The 16,777-nt window shown below is 44.9% G+C and carries 12 protein-coding genes; 11 read left to right on the top strand and 1 reads right to left on the bottom strand.

Annotated elements, in window-relative coordinates; all coding sequences use genetic code 11:
* Positions 1-151: 151 nt before the first annotated feature.
* The 10 genes from T515_RS03120 (at position 152) to T515_RS03075 (ending at position 14,503) form a co-directional block, all read left to right on the top strand.
* The gene (locus T515_RS03120) at positions 152-727 is read left to right on the top strand and encodes a histidine phosphatase family protein (RefSeq protein WP_036607467.1); all 576 of its coding nucleotides are present in this window, start codon (positions 152-154) and stop codon (positions 725-727) included.
* 355 nt (positions 728-1,082) lie between these two features.
* Positions 1,083-2,024 carry a transporter substrate-binding domain-containing protein gene (locus T515_RS03115; RefSeq protein WP_051671379.1) on the top strand — a complete coding sequence of 314 codons (942 nt, stop codon included), beginning with the start codon at positions 1,083-1,085 and terminating at the stop codon, positions 2,022-2,024.
* Positions 2,025-2,109: 85 nt separating this feature from the next.
* On the top strand, positions 2,110-2,889 hold the full coding sequence (locus T515_RS03110) for an amino acid ABC transporter permease (RefSeq protein WP_051671378.1): 780 nt from the start codon (positions 2,110-2,112) through the stop codon (positions 2,887-2,889).
* Positions 2,876-3,631 carry an amino acid ABC transporter ATP-binding protein gene (locus T515_RS03105; protein ID WP_036607464.1) on the top strand — a complete coding sequence of 252 codons (756 nt, stop codon included), beginning with the start codon at positions 2,876-2,878 and terminating at the stop codon, positions 3,629-3,631. Before T515_RS03110 ends, T515_RS03105 begins: the two co-directional genes overlap by 14 nt.
* A 208-nt stretch (positions 3,632-3,839) precedes the next feature.
* Positions 3,840-5,276 (top strand): M20 family metallopeptidase, encoded by a 1,437-nt coding sequence (locus T515_RS03100; RefSeq protein WP_036607461.1) that lies wholly within the window; start codon positions 3,840-3,842, stop codon positions 5,274-5,276.
* An 89-nt stretch (positions 5,277-5,365) separates the two neighbouring features.
* Positions 5,366-7,342, top strand: coding sequence for a YgiQ family radical SAM protein (locus tag T515_RS03095; protein WP_036607457.1), 1,977 nt, complete (start codon positions 5,366-5,368; stop codon positions 7,340-7,342).
* 341 nt (positions 7,343-7,683) lie between these two features.
* Positions 7,684-8,910: a serine hydrolase gene (locus T515_RS03090; protein WP_051671377.1), complete on the top strand. Its 1,227-nt coding sequence runs from the start codon at positions 7,684-7,686 to the stop codon at positions 8,908-8,910.
* Positions 8,911-9,001: 91 nt separating this feature from the next.
* Positions 9,002-10,741 (top strand): ATP-binding cassette domain-containing protein, encoded by a 1,740-nt coding sequence (locus tag T515_RS17875; RefSeq protein ID WP_051671376.1) that lies wholly within the window; start codon positions 9,002-9,004, stop codon positions 10,739-10,741.
* 85 nt (positions 10,742-10,826) lie between these two features.
* On the top strand, positions 10,827-11,762 hold the full coding sequence (locus T515_RS03080; RefSeq protein WP_036607454.1) for an ABC transporter permease: 936 nt from the start codon (positions 10,827-10,829) through the stop codon (positions 11,760-11,762).
* A 239-nt stretch (positions 11,763-12,001) separates the two neighbouring features.
* On the top strand, positions 12,002-14,503 hold the full coding sequence (locus T515_RS03075) for a response regulator (RefSeq protein WP_051671375.1): 2,502 nt from the start codon (positions 12,002-12,004) through the stop codon (positions 14,501-14,503).
* Positions 14,504-14,738: 235 nt separating this feature from the next.
* Here the strand turns inward: T515_RS03075 and T515_RS03070 are convergent, their stop codons facing one another.
* Positions 14,739-15,749, bottom strand: coding sequence for a LacI family DNA-binding transcriptional regulator (locus T515_RS03070; RefSeq protein ID WP_036607451.1), 1,011 nt, complete (start codon positions 15,747-15,749; stop codon positions 14,739-14,741).
* A 268-nt stretch (positions 15,750-16,017) separates the two neighbouring features.
* Here T515_RS03070 and T515_RS03065 point away from each other — a divergent pair, with 268 nt between their 5' ends.
* A complete protein-coding gene (locus tag T515_RS03065; RefSeq protein ID WP_036607449.1) occupies positions 16,018-16,653 on the top strand; it encodes a Maf family protein in 636 nt (211 codons plus the stop codon).
* Positions 16,654-16,777: the final 124 nt, after the last annotated feature.

Genomic DNA, 16,777 nt, shown 5'->3' with positions numbered 1-16,777 from the left:
CTCGCATCATAGTATGTAAGACGACCACCTATTCTGAAAGGTGGTCGTTTTTTACGCAACTTAATTCATGATCTTCTCATGATTGAATTTACGATGGAATTTGATTAATCTATCCCTATAGAATTATTGACAGGAAGGGAAGTATCATCAAATGAAAATCTGGATAGCGAGACACGGACAGACAAGGTACAACAAAAGGCGGCTTATGCAGGGACGTACAGACGAACCTCTTAATGAGACAGGAATTGCACAGGCAAAGGCAGCACGGAAAAAGATAGGGGATATCAAATTTGATGCAGTTTACGCAAGCCCACTTAAACGAGCTGTAGTGACAGGTTCCATCATCGGTAATGTCGATAAATCGGAAATCATCATCGATGACAGACTTATAGAAGCTGATTTCGGGAAGTATGAGCTTAAGAACTATTACCTTTTAGGTCCTGCCATGATGCTTTACTGGTATTTACCGGAGTTCTTTCCTGCACCAAAATCCGTAGAGAAGCTGTCAGAAATGATCGAACGGAGCCATTCTTTTCTGAAAGAACTGGAGCAGAAGAACTATGAAAATGTCCTCATCGCCTGTCACGGCGGCATCATGCGCCCGCTTTCCGGATACCTAATGGACAGACCAAACGGCATTTACTGGAGACCGAAGCCAAAAAACTGTGAAATAAGAGTTTTTGAATCGCTTGACGGAAAACATAGAATGATAGATGATATTCTTTAATAAAGAAGCAGCAGTGCAGCTGTCAGAGAAGTTTTCTCCGGCATCTGCACTTATTATTTTTTTACAGACTGTAGAGTTCCATGATATTGACGGATGATTCTGCCTTGTAATGATGAGAAGAAACTAATGCGGAACAACGTATCAAGCATCTCAAATATGCATAAATCTACACTCAAAAACCAGTTTTATGCATCGTGATTTGCATATTATTCACATTTTTCATGTTTTATGAATAATAATACTTGATTTATTCCGGATAAGGTATATAATCTAAAAACATAGTAAGCAAGGTGAAGTTATACAACATTTTTTCACCATAACCATATCGAATGAATCTCGATTTGAGGAGGATATTATGAAGAAGACTTTCAGCGTACTTATGGCAACAGTACTTGCCGCAGCTACACTTGCAGCATGCGGTTCATCAAAGGCTCCTGAGACAGCAGCTGCTACAACAGCCCAGGGAGCAGAAGCTACAACTGAGGCAGCTTCAGAAGCTGCCAAGGACACAACTGAAGCTGCTACAGAGGCAGCAGCAGAGTTCACAACCATCACACCGGGTAAGCTCACCATCGGAACATCACCTGATTTCGCACCTTATGAGTTCTATCACATCAACAACGGAAATCCTGAACTCGTTGGTTTCGATATCGCACTTGCTCAGAAGATCGCTGATGAGATGGGTCTTGAGCTTCAGGTTGTTCCTATCGACTTCGACGGTATCCTCATGGAGCTTCAGAACGGAAACATTGACCTCGGTATCTCAGGTTTCTCACCAAGCCCTGAGCGTGCACAGACCTTTGATTTCTCTGACATCTACTATTCAGGCGGACAGGCTTTCGTTATCCGTAAGGCAGATAGCGACAAGTACAAGGATTATTCAGCATTTGACAAGCTTCCTGTAGGTGCACAGACAGGTTCCATCCAGATGGGTCTTGCAGAGAAGAACACTCCTAATGCAAACATCATCGGTCTTGCCAAGGTTACAGATATCATCTCAGAGATGGTTTCAGGAAAGCTTGAAGGCGCATTCATCGAGAAGGCAGTAGCAGAGCAGTACATCAAGAACTACCCTGAGCTCCAGATCGCATGGGATGTAGAGTACGACACAGAAGGTTCAGCTATCGCTCTTAAGAAGGGAAGCGACCTTGCACCTGTTGTAAACAAAGTTATCAGTGAAGTTCTTGCAGATGGAACCATGGATGAGTACATCGCTACAGCTCAGGAGCTTGCATCTGATTCTGAGAATGTTTACGAGGGCCAGCTTGATGCAAACGGTCAGGTAGCTTCAAACTGACATTAACACGAAAGTGTGTTATTATTTCTCCGGGATATGGTCCCGGAGATTTTTGAGTTTTTTTTGAAAGGCAGGAATATTTTTTATGACCATCAGTTGGGGTAATATTGAAAAGATACTCACCTATGGCAACATGTTCCAGCAGGGCCTTATAGTTACTGTCCTGTTGGCGCTTTGCACAGTTTTCTTCGGTTTCTTCTTGGCTTTCGGACTTGCACTTATGCTTCTGTCCGATGTGAGACCTTTCAGATATCTTGAGAAGGTAAAGACCGATGACATTAAAAAGAAAAAGAGAAACGACTTTATCGCGAAGTTCAACCCGGTTAAGCTCATCGCAAACTGCTACGTGCAGTTCGTAAGATGTACGCCTATGCTGGTTCAGATATTCCTTGTCTACTATATAGTATTCGGATTTATCACTCTTCCCAAGTTTACTTTCCTTGGATTTATCCAGTTTGAGAGATTTTTCCCGGCAGCAGTTGCCCTTGCACTTAATTCCGGTGGATATATGAGTGCGGTTATCAGAGGCGGTATCGAAGGTGTAGACAACGGACAGACCGAGGCTGCAAGATCCCTTGGCATGAGCAAGGCTCAGACCATGTATCACATCATCCTTCCTCAGGCCATCAAGAACATCCTTCCTGCAGTTGCCAACGAGTTCGTTACCATCATCAAGGAGTCTTCAATCTGCTATACCATCGGTGTACAGGACATCATGTTCAATGTTAAGAGCGTCCAGTCAGCGACCTTCATCATCGCAGAACCTCTTCTCATGGCAACATTCCTTTACTTCTGCCTGTGCTTCCCGACATCAAAGATCATCGAGTATGTAGAGAGGAGGATGCGTCAAAGTGACAACAGATAATACAGCACTCATCAAGGTCAGAGACCTTAAGAAACATTATAATTACGGGGCCATCAAGGCTCTGGACGGTGTAAATATCGACATCAACAAGGGAGACGTAATGGTGGTCATCGGACCATCAGGCTCCGGTAAGTCAACCTTCCTCCGCAGTCTTAACCTTTTGGAAGAGCCTACAGACGGAAGCATCATCTTCGATGGCAAGGACATCGTAAATGAAAAAATAAATCTGGATGAGTTCCGTGAGAGAATGGGCATGGTGTTCCAGCACTTCAACCTGTTCCCTCATAAGACCATACTTGAGAACCTGACTCTTGCCCCACAGATCGTAAAGGGTAAGAGCAAAGAAGAAGCCGAGAAGAAAGCTCTTGAGCTTTTGGACAGAGTAGGTCTCAAGGACAGGGCCCAGGCTTATCCCGTTCAGCTTTCCGGAGGACAGAAGCAGAGAGTCGCCATCGTAAGAGCTCTTTGCATGGATCCTGAGGTTATGCTTTTCGATGAGCCTACATCAGCTCTTGACCCTGAGATGGTTGGAGAAGTTCTTGAAGTTATGAAGGAGCTTGCAAAGGAAGGCATGACAATGGTATGCGTAACCCACGAAATGGGCTTCGCAAGGGAAGTGGGAAACCGTGTTGTATTCATGGCTGACGGAAACATCATCGAAGAGGGTACACCGGAACAGATCTTTGATCATCCCGAAAGCCCGAGACTTAAAGATTTCCTGGGCAAGGTACTTGAAGCATAAATAGACAAAGAGGCCAGGGCCTCTGTAAACCCGAGATGCATAAACATGTATCTCGGGTTTTGTTAAAAACAGCACCAGCCATTCACGTAGAAACTTTCAATGGGCTGACGTTCAACGCAGTGCAAAACGCCCAGCATTTCTGTATCGGCTTTTGACGCTGACATCACTATATTAAATTGGTCTGACTACGGCCGGAAAGAAGGACATCATGACTGAACTTAAGAAACAGACAGTAAACTTCATTGAGCATAACAAGGAGATCTTTACAAAATTATCGGATGAGATCTGGGCGAATCCCGAACTCAGTCTCAAGGAATATAAATCAGCAGCTCTTTATGAAAAGGTGCTGGAAGAGAACGGCTTCAGGGTAGAGAAGAATTTCGACAACATTGAGACAGCTTTTACAGGCACCTTCGGTTCCGGACACCCTGTTATCGGAATCCTCGGAGAGTTCGATGCTCTTTCCGGTCTTAGCCAGGAACGAAACGCTCTTTCACATACACCACTGGTAGAGGGCGGTGCAGGTCATGGCTGCGGTCACAACATGCTGGGCACCGGAGCTCTCGCAGCTGCCTTCGGTATCAAGCATTATCTGGAAACAAGCGGTCATGAAGGAACCGTTATCTTCTACGGCTGCCCGGGGGAAGAGGGTGGCGCCGCAAAGGCCTTTATGGCAAGAGACGGTGTCTGGAAGGATCTTGACGCAGCTCTAACCTGGCATCCTGAGGATGTTAATGAAGTAAAGACCGGAACCAACAACTCCACTATTCAGATACTTTATGATTTCCACGGAGTTTCAGCCCATGCCGCAGGTGACCCTGAGCACGGAAGGTCGGCTCTCGACGCAGTGGAACTCATGAATACCGGTGTTCAATACCTGAGGGAGCACATGACATCTGACTGCCGTGTGCATTATGCCATAACAAATGCAGGAGGTGTTTCACCCAATGTAGTACAGGACCATGCCTCTGTTCTTTATATGGTACGTGCAGGAAAAGTAAAAAATTGTGTTGAACTTTTAAAACGCGTCGATAAAATAGCTGAGGGTGCTTCCCTCATGACCGAGACAAGCTTCGACAGAACCTTCATCGACGGAACTGCAGACCTTGTCCCAAATTTCACATTGGAAAAGGTGCTTTACGAGAACTTCAGGGAACTTGGAGTTCCCACATACACAGAAGAGGAATTTGAGTTCGCAAGAAAACTCAGTGCCACCTGCCCGGAGAATCCTGCTCCCGGCTTCGCATCAAAGCATGATGACGAAATCAGGGAATACACAGAAAAACAGAGTCAGCACGGAACGACAGGAATCAACAACTTCCTGATTCCTCTCTATCACAGCACTGCTTTTCAGGCAGGCTCAACTGATGTTGGCGACGTTTCCTGGGAGACCCCTACCGGTCAGATTCATGTTGCAGGTTTTGTAAACGGAGCACCGGGTCACAGCTGGCAGAATGTTTCCTGCGGAGGCTCAAGCATAGGTCACAAAGCTCTTATCCATGCCGGAAAGGTGCTGGCTTGTGCTGCATTGGACCTCTACGAGAAGCCTGATATACTGAAGGAAGCAAGAGAAGAATTTGAAAAACGAACAGCTTCAGGCTATGTTTGTCCTATAGAGAAGGACGCAAAGCCCATAGCTTTGTAAAATGAATTGAGGATTATATGAGAAATGCCTATTAAACAGGCTCCTCGCCGTCCGGGCAATATCCTCAATTCTAAAGAATTGAGGATTATATGTACGAAGGTTTTTTACCCATAAATAAAGAAGATATGCTGGAGAGAGGCTGGACACAGCCTGACTTTGTCTACGTTTCCGGAGACGCATACGTGGATCATTCAAGTTTCGGTCCCGCCATCATTTCGAGAGTGCTGGAGGCTCATGGTTACAAGGTAGCCATGCTGCCGCAGCCTGACTGGAACAACCCGGAATCGGTTACGGAATTCGGTGAACCGAGACTTGGTTTCCTTGTTTCTTCAGGCAACATGGACTCCATGGTGAATCACTATACCGTTGCAAAAAAGCATCGTAAGACAGATGCCTATACTCCGGGAGGCGTTATGGGTAAGCGTCCCGACAGAGCAACAACGGTATACTGCAACTTAATCCGTAAAACCTATAAGCATACCCCCATAATCATCGGCGGCATCGAAGCCAGTCTCAGACGACTTTCTCACTATGATTACTGGTCCGACAGCATTCGCCGATCTGTGCTTCTTGACAGCGGTGCGGATCTCATTTCCTATGGAATGGGAGAACACAGTATCGTAGAGATAGCAGATGCCCTTAACTCAGGTCTCGCAGTGAAGGATATCACCTGGATTCCGGGCACTGTTTATAAGACCCGTTCCGAGGATGATATCTATGATGCGGTAAGACTTCCGGATTTTCTGGAGATAAAGGAAAGTAAGAAAAAATACGCCGAAAGCTTCGCCATCCAGTACAGAAACACCGATCCCATAAGCGCAAAGAGAGTATATGAATGTTATGACGGCGCCATGTTCGTGGTACAGAACCCGCCTTCACTCCCTCTTACAGAGATGGAAATGGATGATGTTTATGCCCTGCCTTTCATGAGAGCATGGCATCCGATCTACGATAAGGATGGTGGAATTCCGGCCTTTGGGGAGATCAAGGAAAGTATCACACAGGCAAGAGGCTGCTTCGGAGAATGCAATTTCTGCGCCATAACCATGCATCAGGGGCGTATAGTTCAGGCCCGTTCCCATGAAAGCGTCCTTAAGGAAGCAAAGGATATCACTTCGGATCCTGAGTTCAAGGGATACATCTTTGACATCGGTGGACCTACTGCAGAATTCAGAGGCCCTGCCTGCGGAAAACAGCTTAGTAAGGGTGCCTGCGTCAATAAAAAATGTCTCTGGCCGGAGCCCTGCAAGAACCTGAAGGTGGACCACTCCGATTATGTCAAGATGCTTCGTGAAGTGCGCTCACTTCCTGGAGTGAAAAAGGTATTTGTACGTTCCGGTTTCCGTTTTGATTATCTCATGGCAGACCCAAATAAGGAATTCCTGAGAGAAATCTGCAAGTACCATGTTTCCGGACAGATGCGCGTTGCCCCGGAGCATGTTTCAGACAATGTCCTGAAGGAAATGGGTAAGCCGGGAGTTTCGGTTTACAACTCCTTTGTTAAGGAATTTGAGAAGATAAACAAGGAACTTGGTCTTAATCAGTATATAGTTCCTTACCTTATGTCCAGTCATCCCGGCTCCAGGCTTAAGGATGCCATCACTCTTGCGGAGTATATAAGGGATATGGGTTACATTCCCGAGCAGGTGCAGGATTTCTACCCGACCCCCGGAACAGTATCCACTGCCATGTACTACACAGGTTTGAATCCTCTCACCATGGAAGAGGTATATGTTCCGAAAAATCCTCATGAGAAGGCCATGCAGCGTGCCCTCATACAATATAGAAAACCCGAAAACTATGAGCTGGTAAAAGAGGCACTGCTGAAAGAACATCGTGAAGACCTTATAGGATTCGGACCGGAATGCCTCATACGACCAAGGAAACCTCAGGAGGATGCATCAGGCGGAAGACGCCCTGAAAAAAAGCACGAGGTAACAGGCAGGAAAGGACAGGGAAGATCCGATGTCCGCCATGACTCCCATCGTTCAGGGAATCTTAATTCAGAAAGAGCTGATACCCGTAAGACCTCACGGGGCGGAAACAAGAAAAAAATCATAAGATGACGTGAGTGTCAAAAAGAGCACGACAACCTCGTGCTCTTTTTTTCGTGATAAGTTTTTCAAGCGGACGCTGTGCCTGCACGTGCGGACATTTGAAAACCAACGCGAAATCCGGCAGGACGCTTTTTCCTGCCCGGGATGGTGATAATTTTTCAAGCGGACGCCTGACCGATTTTGACCTTCAAATCGAAATGATTTGTTAAGGTATGAAGTGCCATTAACATGCTAAAATGTAGACACTTATGATGGGATGAATCCGGGGTTCAAAAATATAAAAACAGAATTCTTTTCATCAACATACTTTTAAAGAGAGGATATAAGCCGATACCGGCCCGGATGCCGGTATGACGCTTTATTGGATTATGAAAAACTATAACAAATTTATCAAACGTGCCGCTGCTGAAATTCTCATAGCGGTTATAGCCACTGTCAATGTCTCCACCGTTACTCTGGCGGACACAAAATCCATAACCGTGGAAATTTCAGATAACGGTCCTGTAGGAGCTTCCGAAAGCACCGCCGACAGCAGTTCACAGCTTACTCCCGAAACCACCGCTCCAGCTGTTACGGAAAACTCCGGTGCAGGAAGTTCGAAATCTGCTGCAGGTACAACCCAGTCAACTGCAGTTACTGAATCATCACCTTCGGTACCAACAGGGACATCTGCTTCAGAAACCGTAACATCTGCCGTAACAGAAACATCTGCCGCTGCAGAAACTTCAACTGCTGAATCATCAGGCTCAGCAGCTACAGCCGCTGCTGCATCAGGAGTTAAAAATTTCCTTAAAACAGACCTCACGGAAACACCTGAAGTTAATGCCAACTTTATGATCCTTGTAGATTCCGATTCAAACCTTATTGTTGCGGACAAAAACGGAGAAACCAGAATGAATCCGGCATCCATGACCAAGGTCATGACACTTCTTGTTGCCTGCGAGCATCTTTCTGATCTCTCTGAAAAGGTGGAGATAACACAGGATATCGTCGATTATGTCCAGAAAGAAGGAGCTTCCAACTGCGGATTTAAAGCAGGTGAAAAGGTGACTGTTCAGGATCTTCTTTACGGTCTCATTCTTCCTTCCGGCGCTGACGCGGCTCTTGCACTTGTACGCTATATCGCGGGTTCTGAAGAACAATTTGTAAATCTTATGAACCAGAAGGCTCAGGAGCTTGGTATTTCCGCGACAACACATTATACTAATTGTACGGGACTTTATGGTTCTGATCATTATACCACTGCCAAAGATATGGCACTCGTCATGAAATACGCTGCAGCTGATCCATACGCAAGTGCAGTTCTTTCCACAAGAAGCTACACAACCAAGGCCAGCAACAAACACAGCAAGGGATTAACATTTTCAAATCTCTTTTTGAAGCGAATTGATGGACAGGAGACCGGCGGTGAAGCTATGATGGCAAAGACAGGTTATGTGTCAAAGGCCGGCAACTGTGCGGTATCCTATTTTACAGCTGCCAGCGGAAAACATTATATCTGTGTAACAGGAAAAACTTCGGGTGCATGGAATGTAGTCTATGCGCATACCGATCTTTATAAAAAATACGGAAAATAAGTGAACACCGGCATAAAAGCGCTGCAGGTCATACGTAAACCTTCATGCTCTTTAACAATACAGGCCGATGTTTCCACTTATGGAGGAAAAGATGGCTGGAATTTTGGGCGAGCTGATGGGACCTGCAAAACTGGTGGCTATCACTATCGGGGAGATTCCCGAACAGTTCAAAGTTGATGGTGAACTGAAAATCGGCCGGCGGCGTTTCTTTAAATTTAAGAATGAAACCAAAATATATCTGGAATATCCTCTCCTTTCAAAGGATCAGGGAAGGCTGATCCACCTGTTGGGAGAGTGGCACTATATAAACCTTACTGACGAGAACACAACCACCATAGATGATGAGGAACTCCCTCTGAAGGGCGACAGGATCCTGAAAAACGGAGATATCATAAGGATAAAAAGAGGCGGAGACATGCTGATTTTTGTATTTCTTATGAAGTTCTCCGGAGAACTTGAGTGGAAGCGTGTCTTTCTGGACAGGGAACAGCAGGTCTATCACATCTACAGTCATGTGAGCGAATTCAATAAGGATACGGAAAACTCCGATACCCCGGATACAGAGCCATCAGAAGACTCTGTCGCTCCATCCGCACCGGAAGAAAATACCGGAACTTCCAATCCCGAATCTCATCATGCCATACTGAGATACACAGACGGATACTGGAGGGTTGAAGACGTAAACACTAAACGAGGGGTCTACGTCAATCAGAACAGGATAGAGGGTTATAAGCTTCTGAATCTTTATGACATCATAAACATCGGAAACACACACTTCGTATTCTACGGAGATTACATAGCATATAATCTGGAGACCTTCAGGGACAATGATCTGGAGATACACATCAAGGAAAGATCCGTAAGGGGATTTTTCAAGAGGCAGGTACTTCTTAAGGATATAAACCTCAGGATAGAACCGGGAAATATGGTGCTCATCCTGGGTGGTTCCGGCGCCGGAAAGACAACCTTTATCAATGCAGTTACCGGCTATGAAAAGGCCAAGGCCGCCATCCGTCAGGGTGATGTGGATGTTTATGATGATTATGAAAAAATGAAATACAGAATAGGCATGGTTCCGCAGCAGGATCTTTTAAGAGGTGATGACACTGTCATCATGACCCTTAGAAACGCTGCGGAAATGCGTATGCCTGCCACCACGGAAGCCTCTGAACGAAAAGAAAGAGTAAACGAACTGCTCCGGCTATTCGGTCTTGAAAATGTCAGAGGAGAACTGGTGGACAAGCTTTCCGGCGGTCAGCGTAAACGTCTGTCCATAGCCACAGAGTTCGTTGCAAATCCCAGCATCTTTATTCTGGATGAGCCGGATTCCGGTCTCGACGGAGTTATGGCAAGAGATCTGATGAAGCAGCTTCGTGACATAGCTGACCAGGATAAGATAGTCATGGTCATCACGCATACTCCGGACAGAGTCATTGACCTTTTCGACAAGGTCATAGTCCTTGCAAAGGACAGCAACCAGACAGGACAGCTGGCTTTCTACGGTACTGTGGATGAGGCAAGAAAGTTTTTCAACAGAACCACCATGGAAGACATCATACTGACAGTCAACAGCGAAGGCGAGGGCGGTGAAGGCCAGGCTGACATATACATCAGAAAATTTGCCCGTCTCAGGGAGGAAGTTCCTTTTACTCCACCGGATATCATGGAGAATGGGGTGGGAGTCATGACCTCTGAGGGGACCGTCCTTGAAGCTGAAACCATAAAGGAAGATCCGATATTCGCAGAGAATGACGAAAAGCCAAGCTCCGAAGACATAAAGAATGGCGATCTTCTTTCCAATGAGACTGTAGAGGTAGCTCTGAACGACTGAATTCAGAGAGACCGTCAGGCAGTAAAATCATTTTAGCAGCAATCATCCTCCGGTAATACACGGGAAGCAGTGAGGAAGCATTATCATGGGAGACATACGTAGTAATCTTTATACAGGACGATGGACCCAGTCCAGGATCTATTTCGGCAAGCTCTGGCGTATATTTATGAATGAGCGGGACTGGAAGGGACTTCCTTTGTCTGCAGCCATCGCTTTGCTTGTGGCATTTGTCATGGGCAAGAGCCTCTTTACCAATATGGAAAGACTCAAGGCCGGTTCATTTGCCATGGTATGCGTATGTATATGGAACGGTTTCTTTAATTCCATCCAGATGGTGTGCCGGGAACGGGCCATAATAAAGAGAGAGCACCGTGCGGGACTTCATATAACCGCTTATATCGGGGCTCACATGATGTATCAGTCCATAATATGTCTTCTGCAGGTAGTCATTTCCATAGCCATATACAAATGGTACGGAATCACATTTCCTTCCGAAAGCATCGTCACAGGAAACTTTGTTTTGGATTTCGGAATAACACTCTGGGTTATCACCTATGCTGCGGATATGATGGCTTTGATGATTTCATGTATCGTAAAGACCACAACAGCCGCCATGACAGTGATGCCTTTCATGCTCATAATTCAGCTTATATTTGCGGGAATCATTTTCTCCTTCTCGGAAGGTCCCGCAGTGATCCTTGAAAAGATCACCATAAGTCACTGGGGAACGGTAGCCATATGTTCCATAGCTGATTACAACGATCTCACATCCCATGCGCTGTTCTCTGCCATATATCAGTTCAGAAGTGTCCCTGAAATACAGTCCATAGTTGACTATATACAGCGGACAGACATCCGCTACAAAATGGATGTACTGGCAGCAAGGTCCATGCAGAACTCTCTGTATGCAGGAACCATATCAAATGTACTGCAATGCTGGGGAGTTATACTCCTGATAGGCGCCGTAAGTGTCATAATCGGAATCCTTTTCCTTGAAATGATCGATCTTGACAAGCGCTGATGGGGTGTCTATACCGGACCACTTCACACTATTTTCTAAACAAAACCCGGAAACAATTCTCAAACGCAGAATTGTTTCCGGGTTTTTAAGCGTTTTCTTAAGTTTTTCTTGTCTCTTTTCCTGTTATATGATATAAAATTGCCCCGATAAATATTATAAAGAAAACGACAGGTCATCCTCGTGTACCTTTTATGGGTGGTATCAAAGCCATGGGGATAACATTAACGAATGGATCATATATGAATAATTTAATAAAAAAACTGAAAACCTTTGATCATTACGGTTACGAACAGGAATCCTATGATCAGTGCCGTCACCAGATGCTGGAACAGGTATATAAAAAGAGCGTGAATTTTACCGCTATTTTCCACACTCTCATGGGCATATTTGCTGTGCTTAGCATCATTGGTATCAATAGACCCGAGATGCTTACGGAATATCTCGGCTTCTTCACTATAACTTCCATACTGAGGGTTTATTATTATTTCAGCAAAAAAACATCAACCTTATACTATTCCTCAATCTGCCGGATATCCATCATACTCCTGCTGTTTTTTGGTATCACTGAGTCCATATCGGATCTTAATGTGGTGGCTACAGCTATACTTGCCCTTTTGATCGTCACCGCTACCATGTTCGCGGACTCAATGATCATATATATGTTGATCTGCATTATAAATGTCAGCATACTCATATTTACATCCTTCATGTTTAAATCAGCACCTATTGCCATGGGGGACCTGGTAAACTGTGTAACCTTTGCTGTGGTATCCATAGCTATTCATTTCATCCTGCAGAGAGAACGTATAGAACATTATGTGACCTCCGACAAGCTTCATAAACTGCAGGAAGAGAAGATACAGCGGGAACTGTCAGACATGCAGGCTGCCAACGATGCCAAATCCATGTTCCTTTCAAAAATGTCCCATGAGATACGCACACCTATCAATGCCATCCTTGGCATGAATGAGTTGATCATACGGGAATATGATGATTTCAAGCTTAACGAGTATACCGCCAATATCCAGAGCGCCGGAGAAGCACTTCTTGCAATCATCAATGACATACTGGATTTTTCAAAGATAGAAGCACATAAAATGACTATAAATCCGGTAAACTATGAGCTGAGTATCCTTATAAACGACATCGTCAACATGGTAAAAACAAGGATCAAGGATAAACCGGTTGAATTCAAGGTCAATGTTTCTCCCGACATCCCTAACTTTCTTTACGGTGATGATATCCGTATAAAGCAATGTGCCCTAAACATCCTCACCAATGCCGTTAAGTACACGGAAAGCGGCACCGTGACCCTGAGCATAAGCTGCAGAAGGGCATCGGACAATGAAATATACCTCCGTTTCAGATCCGTGGATACAGGAATAGGCATAAAAGAGGCTGATCTCAATAAGCTGTTTTCTCCTTTTGAGCGTATAGAGGAAAACAGAAACCGGTCTATCGAAGGTACCGGTCTCGGTATGAACATCGTAAAACACCTCCTTGCCCTTATGGATACCAAGCTTGAAGTGAGCAGTGTCTACGGGGAGGGCAGTGATTTTTCCTTTGAAATCAGACAGCGGCTGGTAAAGGATGTTCCCATAGGTGATTTCTCGGAAACATACAAAGACTATCTGAGAAACAGAAAAGTCAGACATTCCTGTTTTTCCGCGCCACAGTGCCGAATACTTGTTATCGATGACAATTCCATGAATCTTACTGTCATAACCGGCCTTCTTAAAGAAACCCGTATTCAGATAGACACAGTAAAAAGCGGACAGGACGGAATAAAGAAGGTCTGTGAAGAAAAGTATGACTGTATATTTATCGATCATCTCATGCCGAATATGGACGGAGTGGAAACTCTCACCAGGATGCGTGAAAGAGATGATAACAAAAACAAGGTCACACCATACATTGCTCTTACTGCCAATGCCTTAAACGGAGCAAGAGAGCATTACCTGGGGCTCGGCTTCGACGATTATATCTCAAAGCCTGTAAACATTGAATTGCTGGAAAAACTGCTGATCAGGTATCTTCCCAAAGATAAAGTCATCCTGTCGGATGCCGGAAGATTTAATGAAAATCCGTACAATCCTAAAGAACTCCGAAATCAAAGCATCGAATCCGGAGAGGATGATATATCTGACCTGTCTGATATCCCCGAGGGCCTTGATAAGCTCAGGGGAATCCATCTCCCTACGGCACTCCGCAATACCGGAAGCTCTCAGCTTCTTCGCAGGGTTGTCATTGAATACAGAAAACATATACCTGAAAATGCAGACCGTATAGAGCTTAATTACAATCAGAAAAACTGGGATGACTATACCATTTCCGTGCACGCACTGAAAAGCACCTCAAAAGTCATAGGTGCCACAGAGCTTTCAGGGCTCTGTCAAATGCTTGAAACTGCCGGAAAGAATCAGGACACAGAGACCCTTGATTCTCTTACAGCGCCCATGCTGGCTCTGTACAGAAGCTATCTTGCAAATCTCGACCTTCCGGGTGATACAGACATACAGGAGGATACAGAAAAAAAGACAAAGGATCTTGACAGTGTGCTCACAAGACTGAAAATTTCTTTGAATGATTATGATTTTGATTCGGCAGAAAAGGCTCTGAATGAGCTTGACGACTCGGAGCTCCCGCAGGATATAAAAAACAGGCTGCAGCGCCTTTACGATGCAATATCAAATCTTGATGATGAAATAGCCATGGAAATCATAGATTCCATAACGGTTTAAAAAAAATGATCAGAAATTTCAGAACATACAAAATGCCGTGAGTGTCAAAAGCCGGCATCTAATCCTTCCGCACTTCCGGATCACAAAATAAAAAATGCCGGGGAAATGTACACCGGATTATCCGGTTGAAAGTACATCTTTTCCTCGGCATTTATATTTTTTTAAAACACTACTGATGCGGCAGATTGAACTCTGTCCGTAAAAACAGTCATATATAGCAAAATCTTCAAAAACCCTACAAAGTGGATTCAGACCAGTTCACTGAACACTTCAGGGTCTGATGGATCTTTTCCTCGTTGGTCTCCTCAATCTGATCTATAAGTATTTCAGCTGCTTTTTGTCCCTCTTCGTAGGCAGGCTGAACGATGGTGGTTATCTTTGGGGAGGAGAACTCTGCCCATTCAACATTGTCAAAACCGATGATACCAAGTTTTTCGGGTATTTTATCCTTAAGAGGCTGCAAAGCTCTGTAAACCTCCGGAAGGGCCCAACAGTTCGGTACGTAAACAAGTGTGGGACGATCCGTATCCATATTGTTCCTTACAAACTTTTCAACTTCTTCTTTGTCTATGGCACCGTCTCTTATCTCGAGACTCCTGTATCCAAGCCCGTTATTTTCCATGCAGTCGGTAAACCCGGAAGAACGTTCAATTCGGGTGCTCAGCCTGGATGGATCTGCGCCAACCATAAGGAAATTCCCGTATCCCTTTTTAATCAAAGTATCTATAGCTCTGTAGGTAGCAGTATAGTTATCTGTTTTTACCCAATACGCATCATCCTCATAGACCTTACTGTCAAAATAAACGAAAGGCTTGTTCTCAGACTTTATGATCTGTGAAGTCTCATGAAATCCAGGCGTAGGCTGTATGATGAACCCGTCTGCTCCGAGAGTGATCATACGGTTCACATAGCTGGATTCCATCTCCGTATCGTAAGCTGAATTTCCTATCAATATCTGATATCCGCGTTTTCTGGCGGTATCTTCAATTCCCTTAACGATCTTATTGGAAAATGTATTGGTGATATCACCTATGATAACTCCTATAAGATTTGTCTTCTTCTGGTTAAGTGTACGGGCAGCGATATTGGGACGATAATTAGTTTTCTGAATTATCTCCCGGATTTTTGATCTTGTGTCAGGAGACATCTTATCAGTCTTTCCGTTCAGGAAGAAGGATACTGTTGTCTTGGACACCCCCGCCATCTCCGCTATATCTTTAATAGTGAACTTTCCGTCACGTCCCATAAAATTCTCCGAAATGTAAATTTGGCACTCTCTAATGTTGCACAGCACCCGCACATACGTGTGCAGCGTCCCCGGAACCGGCCGTTCATTAACCGGTTAACCCGTTGATTTTACTGGTTGTGATAATTTTAGTTTTCCTGCAGGTTATTGTCAAGAATACCGTCATTATGGCATATGGAATAAACCTTGCGATTTATATATAATCTATCCTACGTACAAATGTCAGCAGGCAAGCTGCTTTATAGGCTGCCTTTTGAAAGGATTCTTCATGAATATAGACCGTTTTATTCTGGCTTCCGGCTCTCCGAGAAGAAAGGAACTTCTTGAACAGATCGGTATAAAGCCCGAGATCATCCCAAGCAGTATAGAAGAGATCGTAACTTCAACAGTTCCATCCGAGGTGGTCAAGTCCCTCTCTAAGCAGAAGGCTTTGGATATCGCCTCAAAGACAGTGGCGGAAGAGGGCCGGGCTGCACTGGTACTTGGAGCGGACACTGTGGTATCAATAGACGGAAGGATACTCGGAAAGCCCCATACACATGAAGAAGCGGCAGAAATGATCAGAAATCTTCAAGGGCGCGATCATCAGGTCTACACAGGAGTAACCGTCATAGTTGTCTCACCGGACACATCCGCCAAAGGGACTCTCCATTCAAATGACAATGCAGGTTCCCAGCAGACTGTCATTGAGAATTTTTCAGTCCGGACGGATGTTCATGTTTATCCCATGACTGAAGAGGAAATTCTGTCTTATGCAGACTCTGAAGAACCCATGGATAAGGCAGGGGCCTACGGCATTCAGGGAAAATTCGCAAAATATGTAAAGGGAATAGATGGAGACTACAACAATGTTGTGGGACTCCCGGTAGCCGAAGTATTTCAGCGTATCAAGCATTTACTCTGACCCATCAGATGGGACAGTAAAAGATGGCGCATAAAAAGCAGTATCAGCATGCGGTAAACAGCCATGCCGAATCGTCACAAAAAAGTACAATTCACAAAGGAAGGGCACTAATGCCCCAGACAAC

The sequence above is a fragment of the Oribacterium sp. P6A1 genome (genome assembly GCF_000702885.1).
In the GTDB taxonomy this organism is placed as follows: domain Bacteria; phylum Bacillota; class Clostridia; order Lachnospirales; family Lachnospiraceae; genus Oribacterium.
Note: the sequence above shows the minus strand (reverse complement) of the source record. Positions and strands in the feature narration are given on the sequence as shown.

Bases quoted from the DNA above. Each gene is read 5' to 3' on its own strand.
- T515_RS03080 (WP_036607454.1), top strand. From the start codon at position 10,827: ATGGGAGACATACGTAGTAATCTTTATACAGGACGATGGACCCAGTCC.
- T515_RS03070 (WP_036607451.1), bottom strand. From the start codon at position 15,749: ATGGGACGTGACGGAAAGTTCACTATTAAAGATATAGCGGAGATGGCG.
- T515_RS03110 (WP_051671378.1), top strand. From the start codon at position 2,110: ATGACCATCAGTTGGGGTAATATTGAAAAGATACTCACCTATGGCAAC.
- T515_RS03065 (WP_036607449.1), top strand. From the start codon at position 16,018: ATGAATATAGACCGTTTTATTCTGGCTTCCGGCTCTCCGAGAAGAAAG.
- T515_RS03090 (WP_051671377.1), top strand. From the start codon at position 7,684: ATGACGCTTTATTGGATTATGAAAAACTATAACAAATTTATCAAACGT.
- T515_RS03095 (WP_036607457.1), top strand. From the start codon at position 5,366: ATGTACGAAGGTTTTTTACCCATAAATAAAGAAGATATGCTGGAGAGA.
- T515_RS17875 (WP_051671376.1), top strand. From the start codon at position 9,002: ATGGCTGGAATTTTGGGCGAGCTGATGGGACCTGCAAAACTGGTGGCT.
- T515_RS03100 (WP_036607461.1), top strand. From the start codon at position 3,840: ATGACTGAACTTAAGAAACAGACAGTAAACTTCATTGAGCATAACAAG.
- T515_RS03115 (WP_051671379.1), top strand. From the start codon at position 1,083: ATGAAGAAGACTTTCAGCGTACTTATGGCAACAGTACTTGCCGCAGCT.
- T515_RS03075 (WP_051671375.1), top strand. From the start codon at position 12,002: ATGAATAATTTAATAAAAAAACTGAAAACCTTTGATCATTACGGTTAC.
- T515_RS03120 (WP_036607467.1), top strand. From the start codon at position 152: ATGAAAATCTGGATAGCGAGACACGGACAGACAAGGTACAACAAAAGG.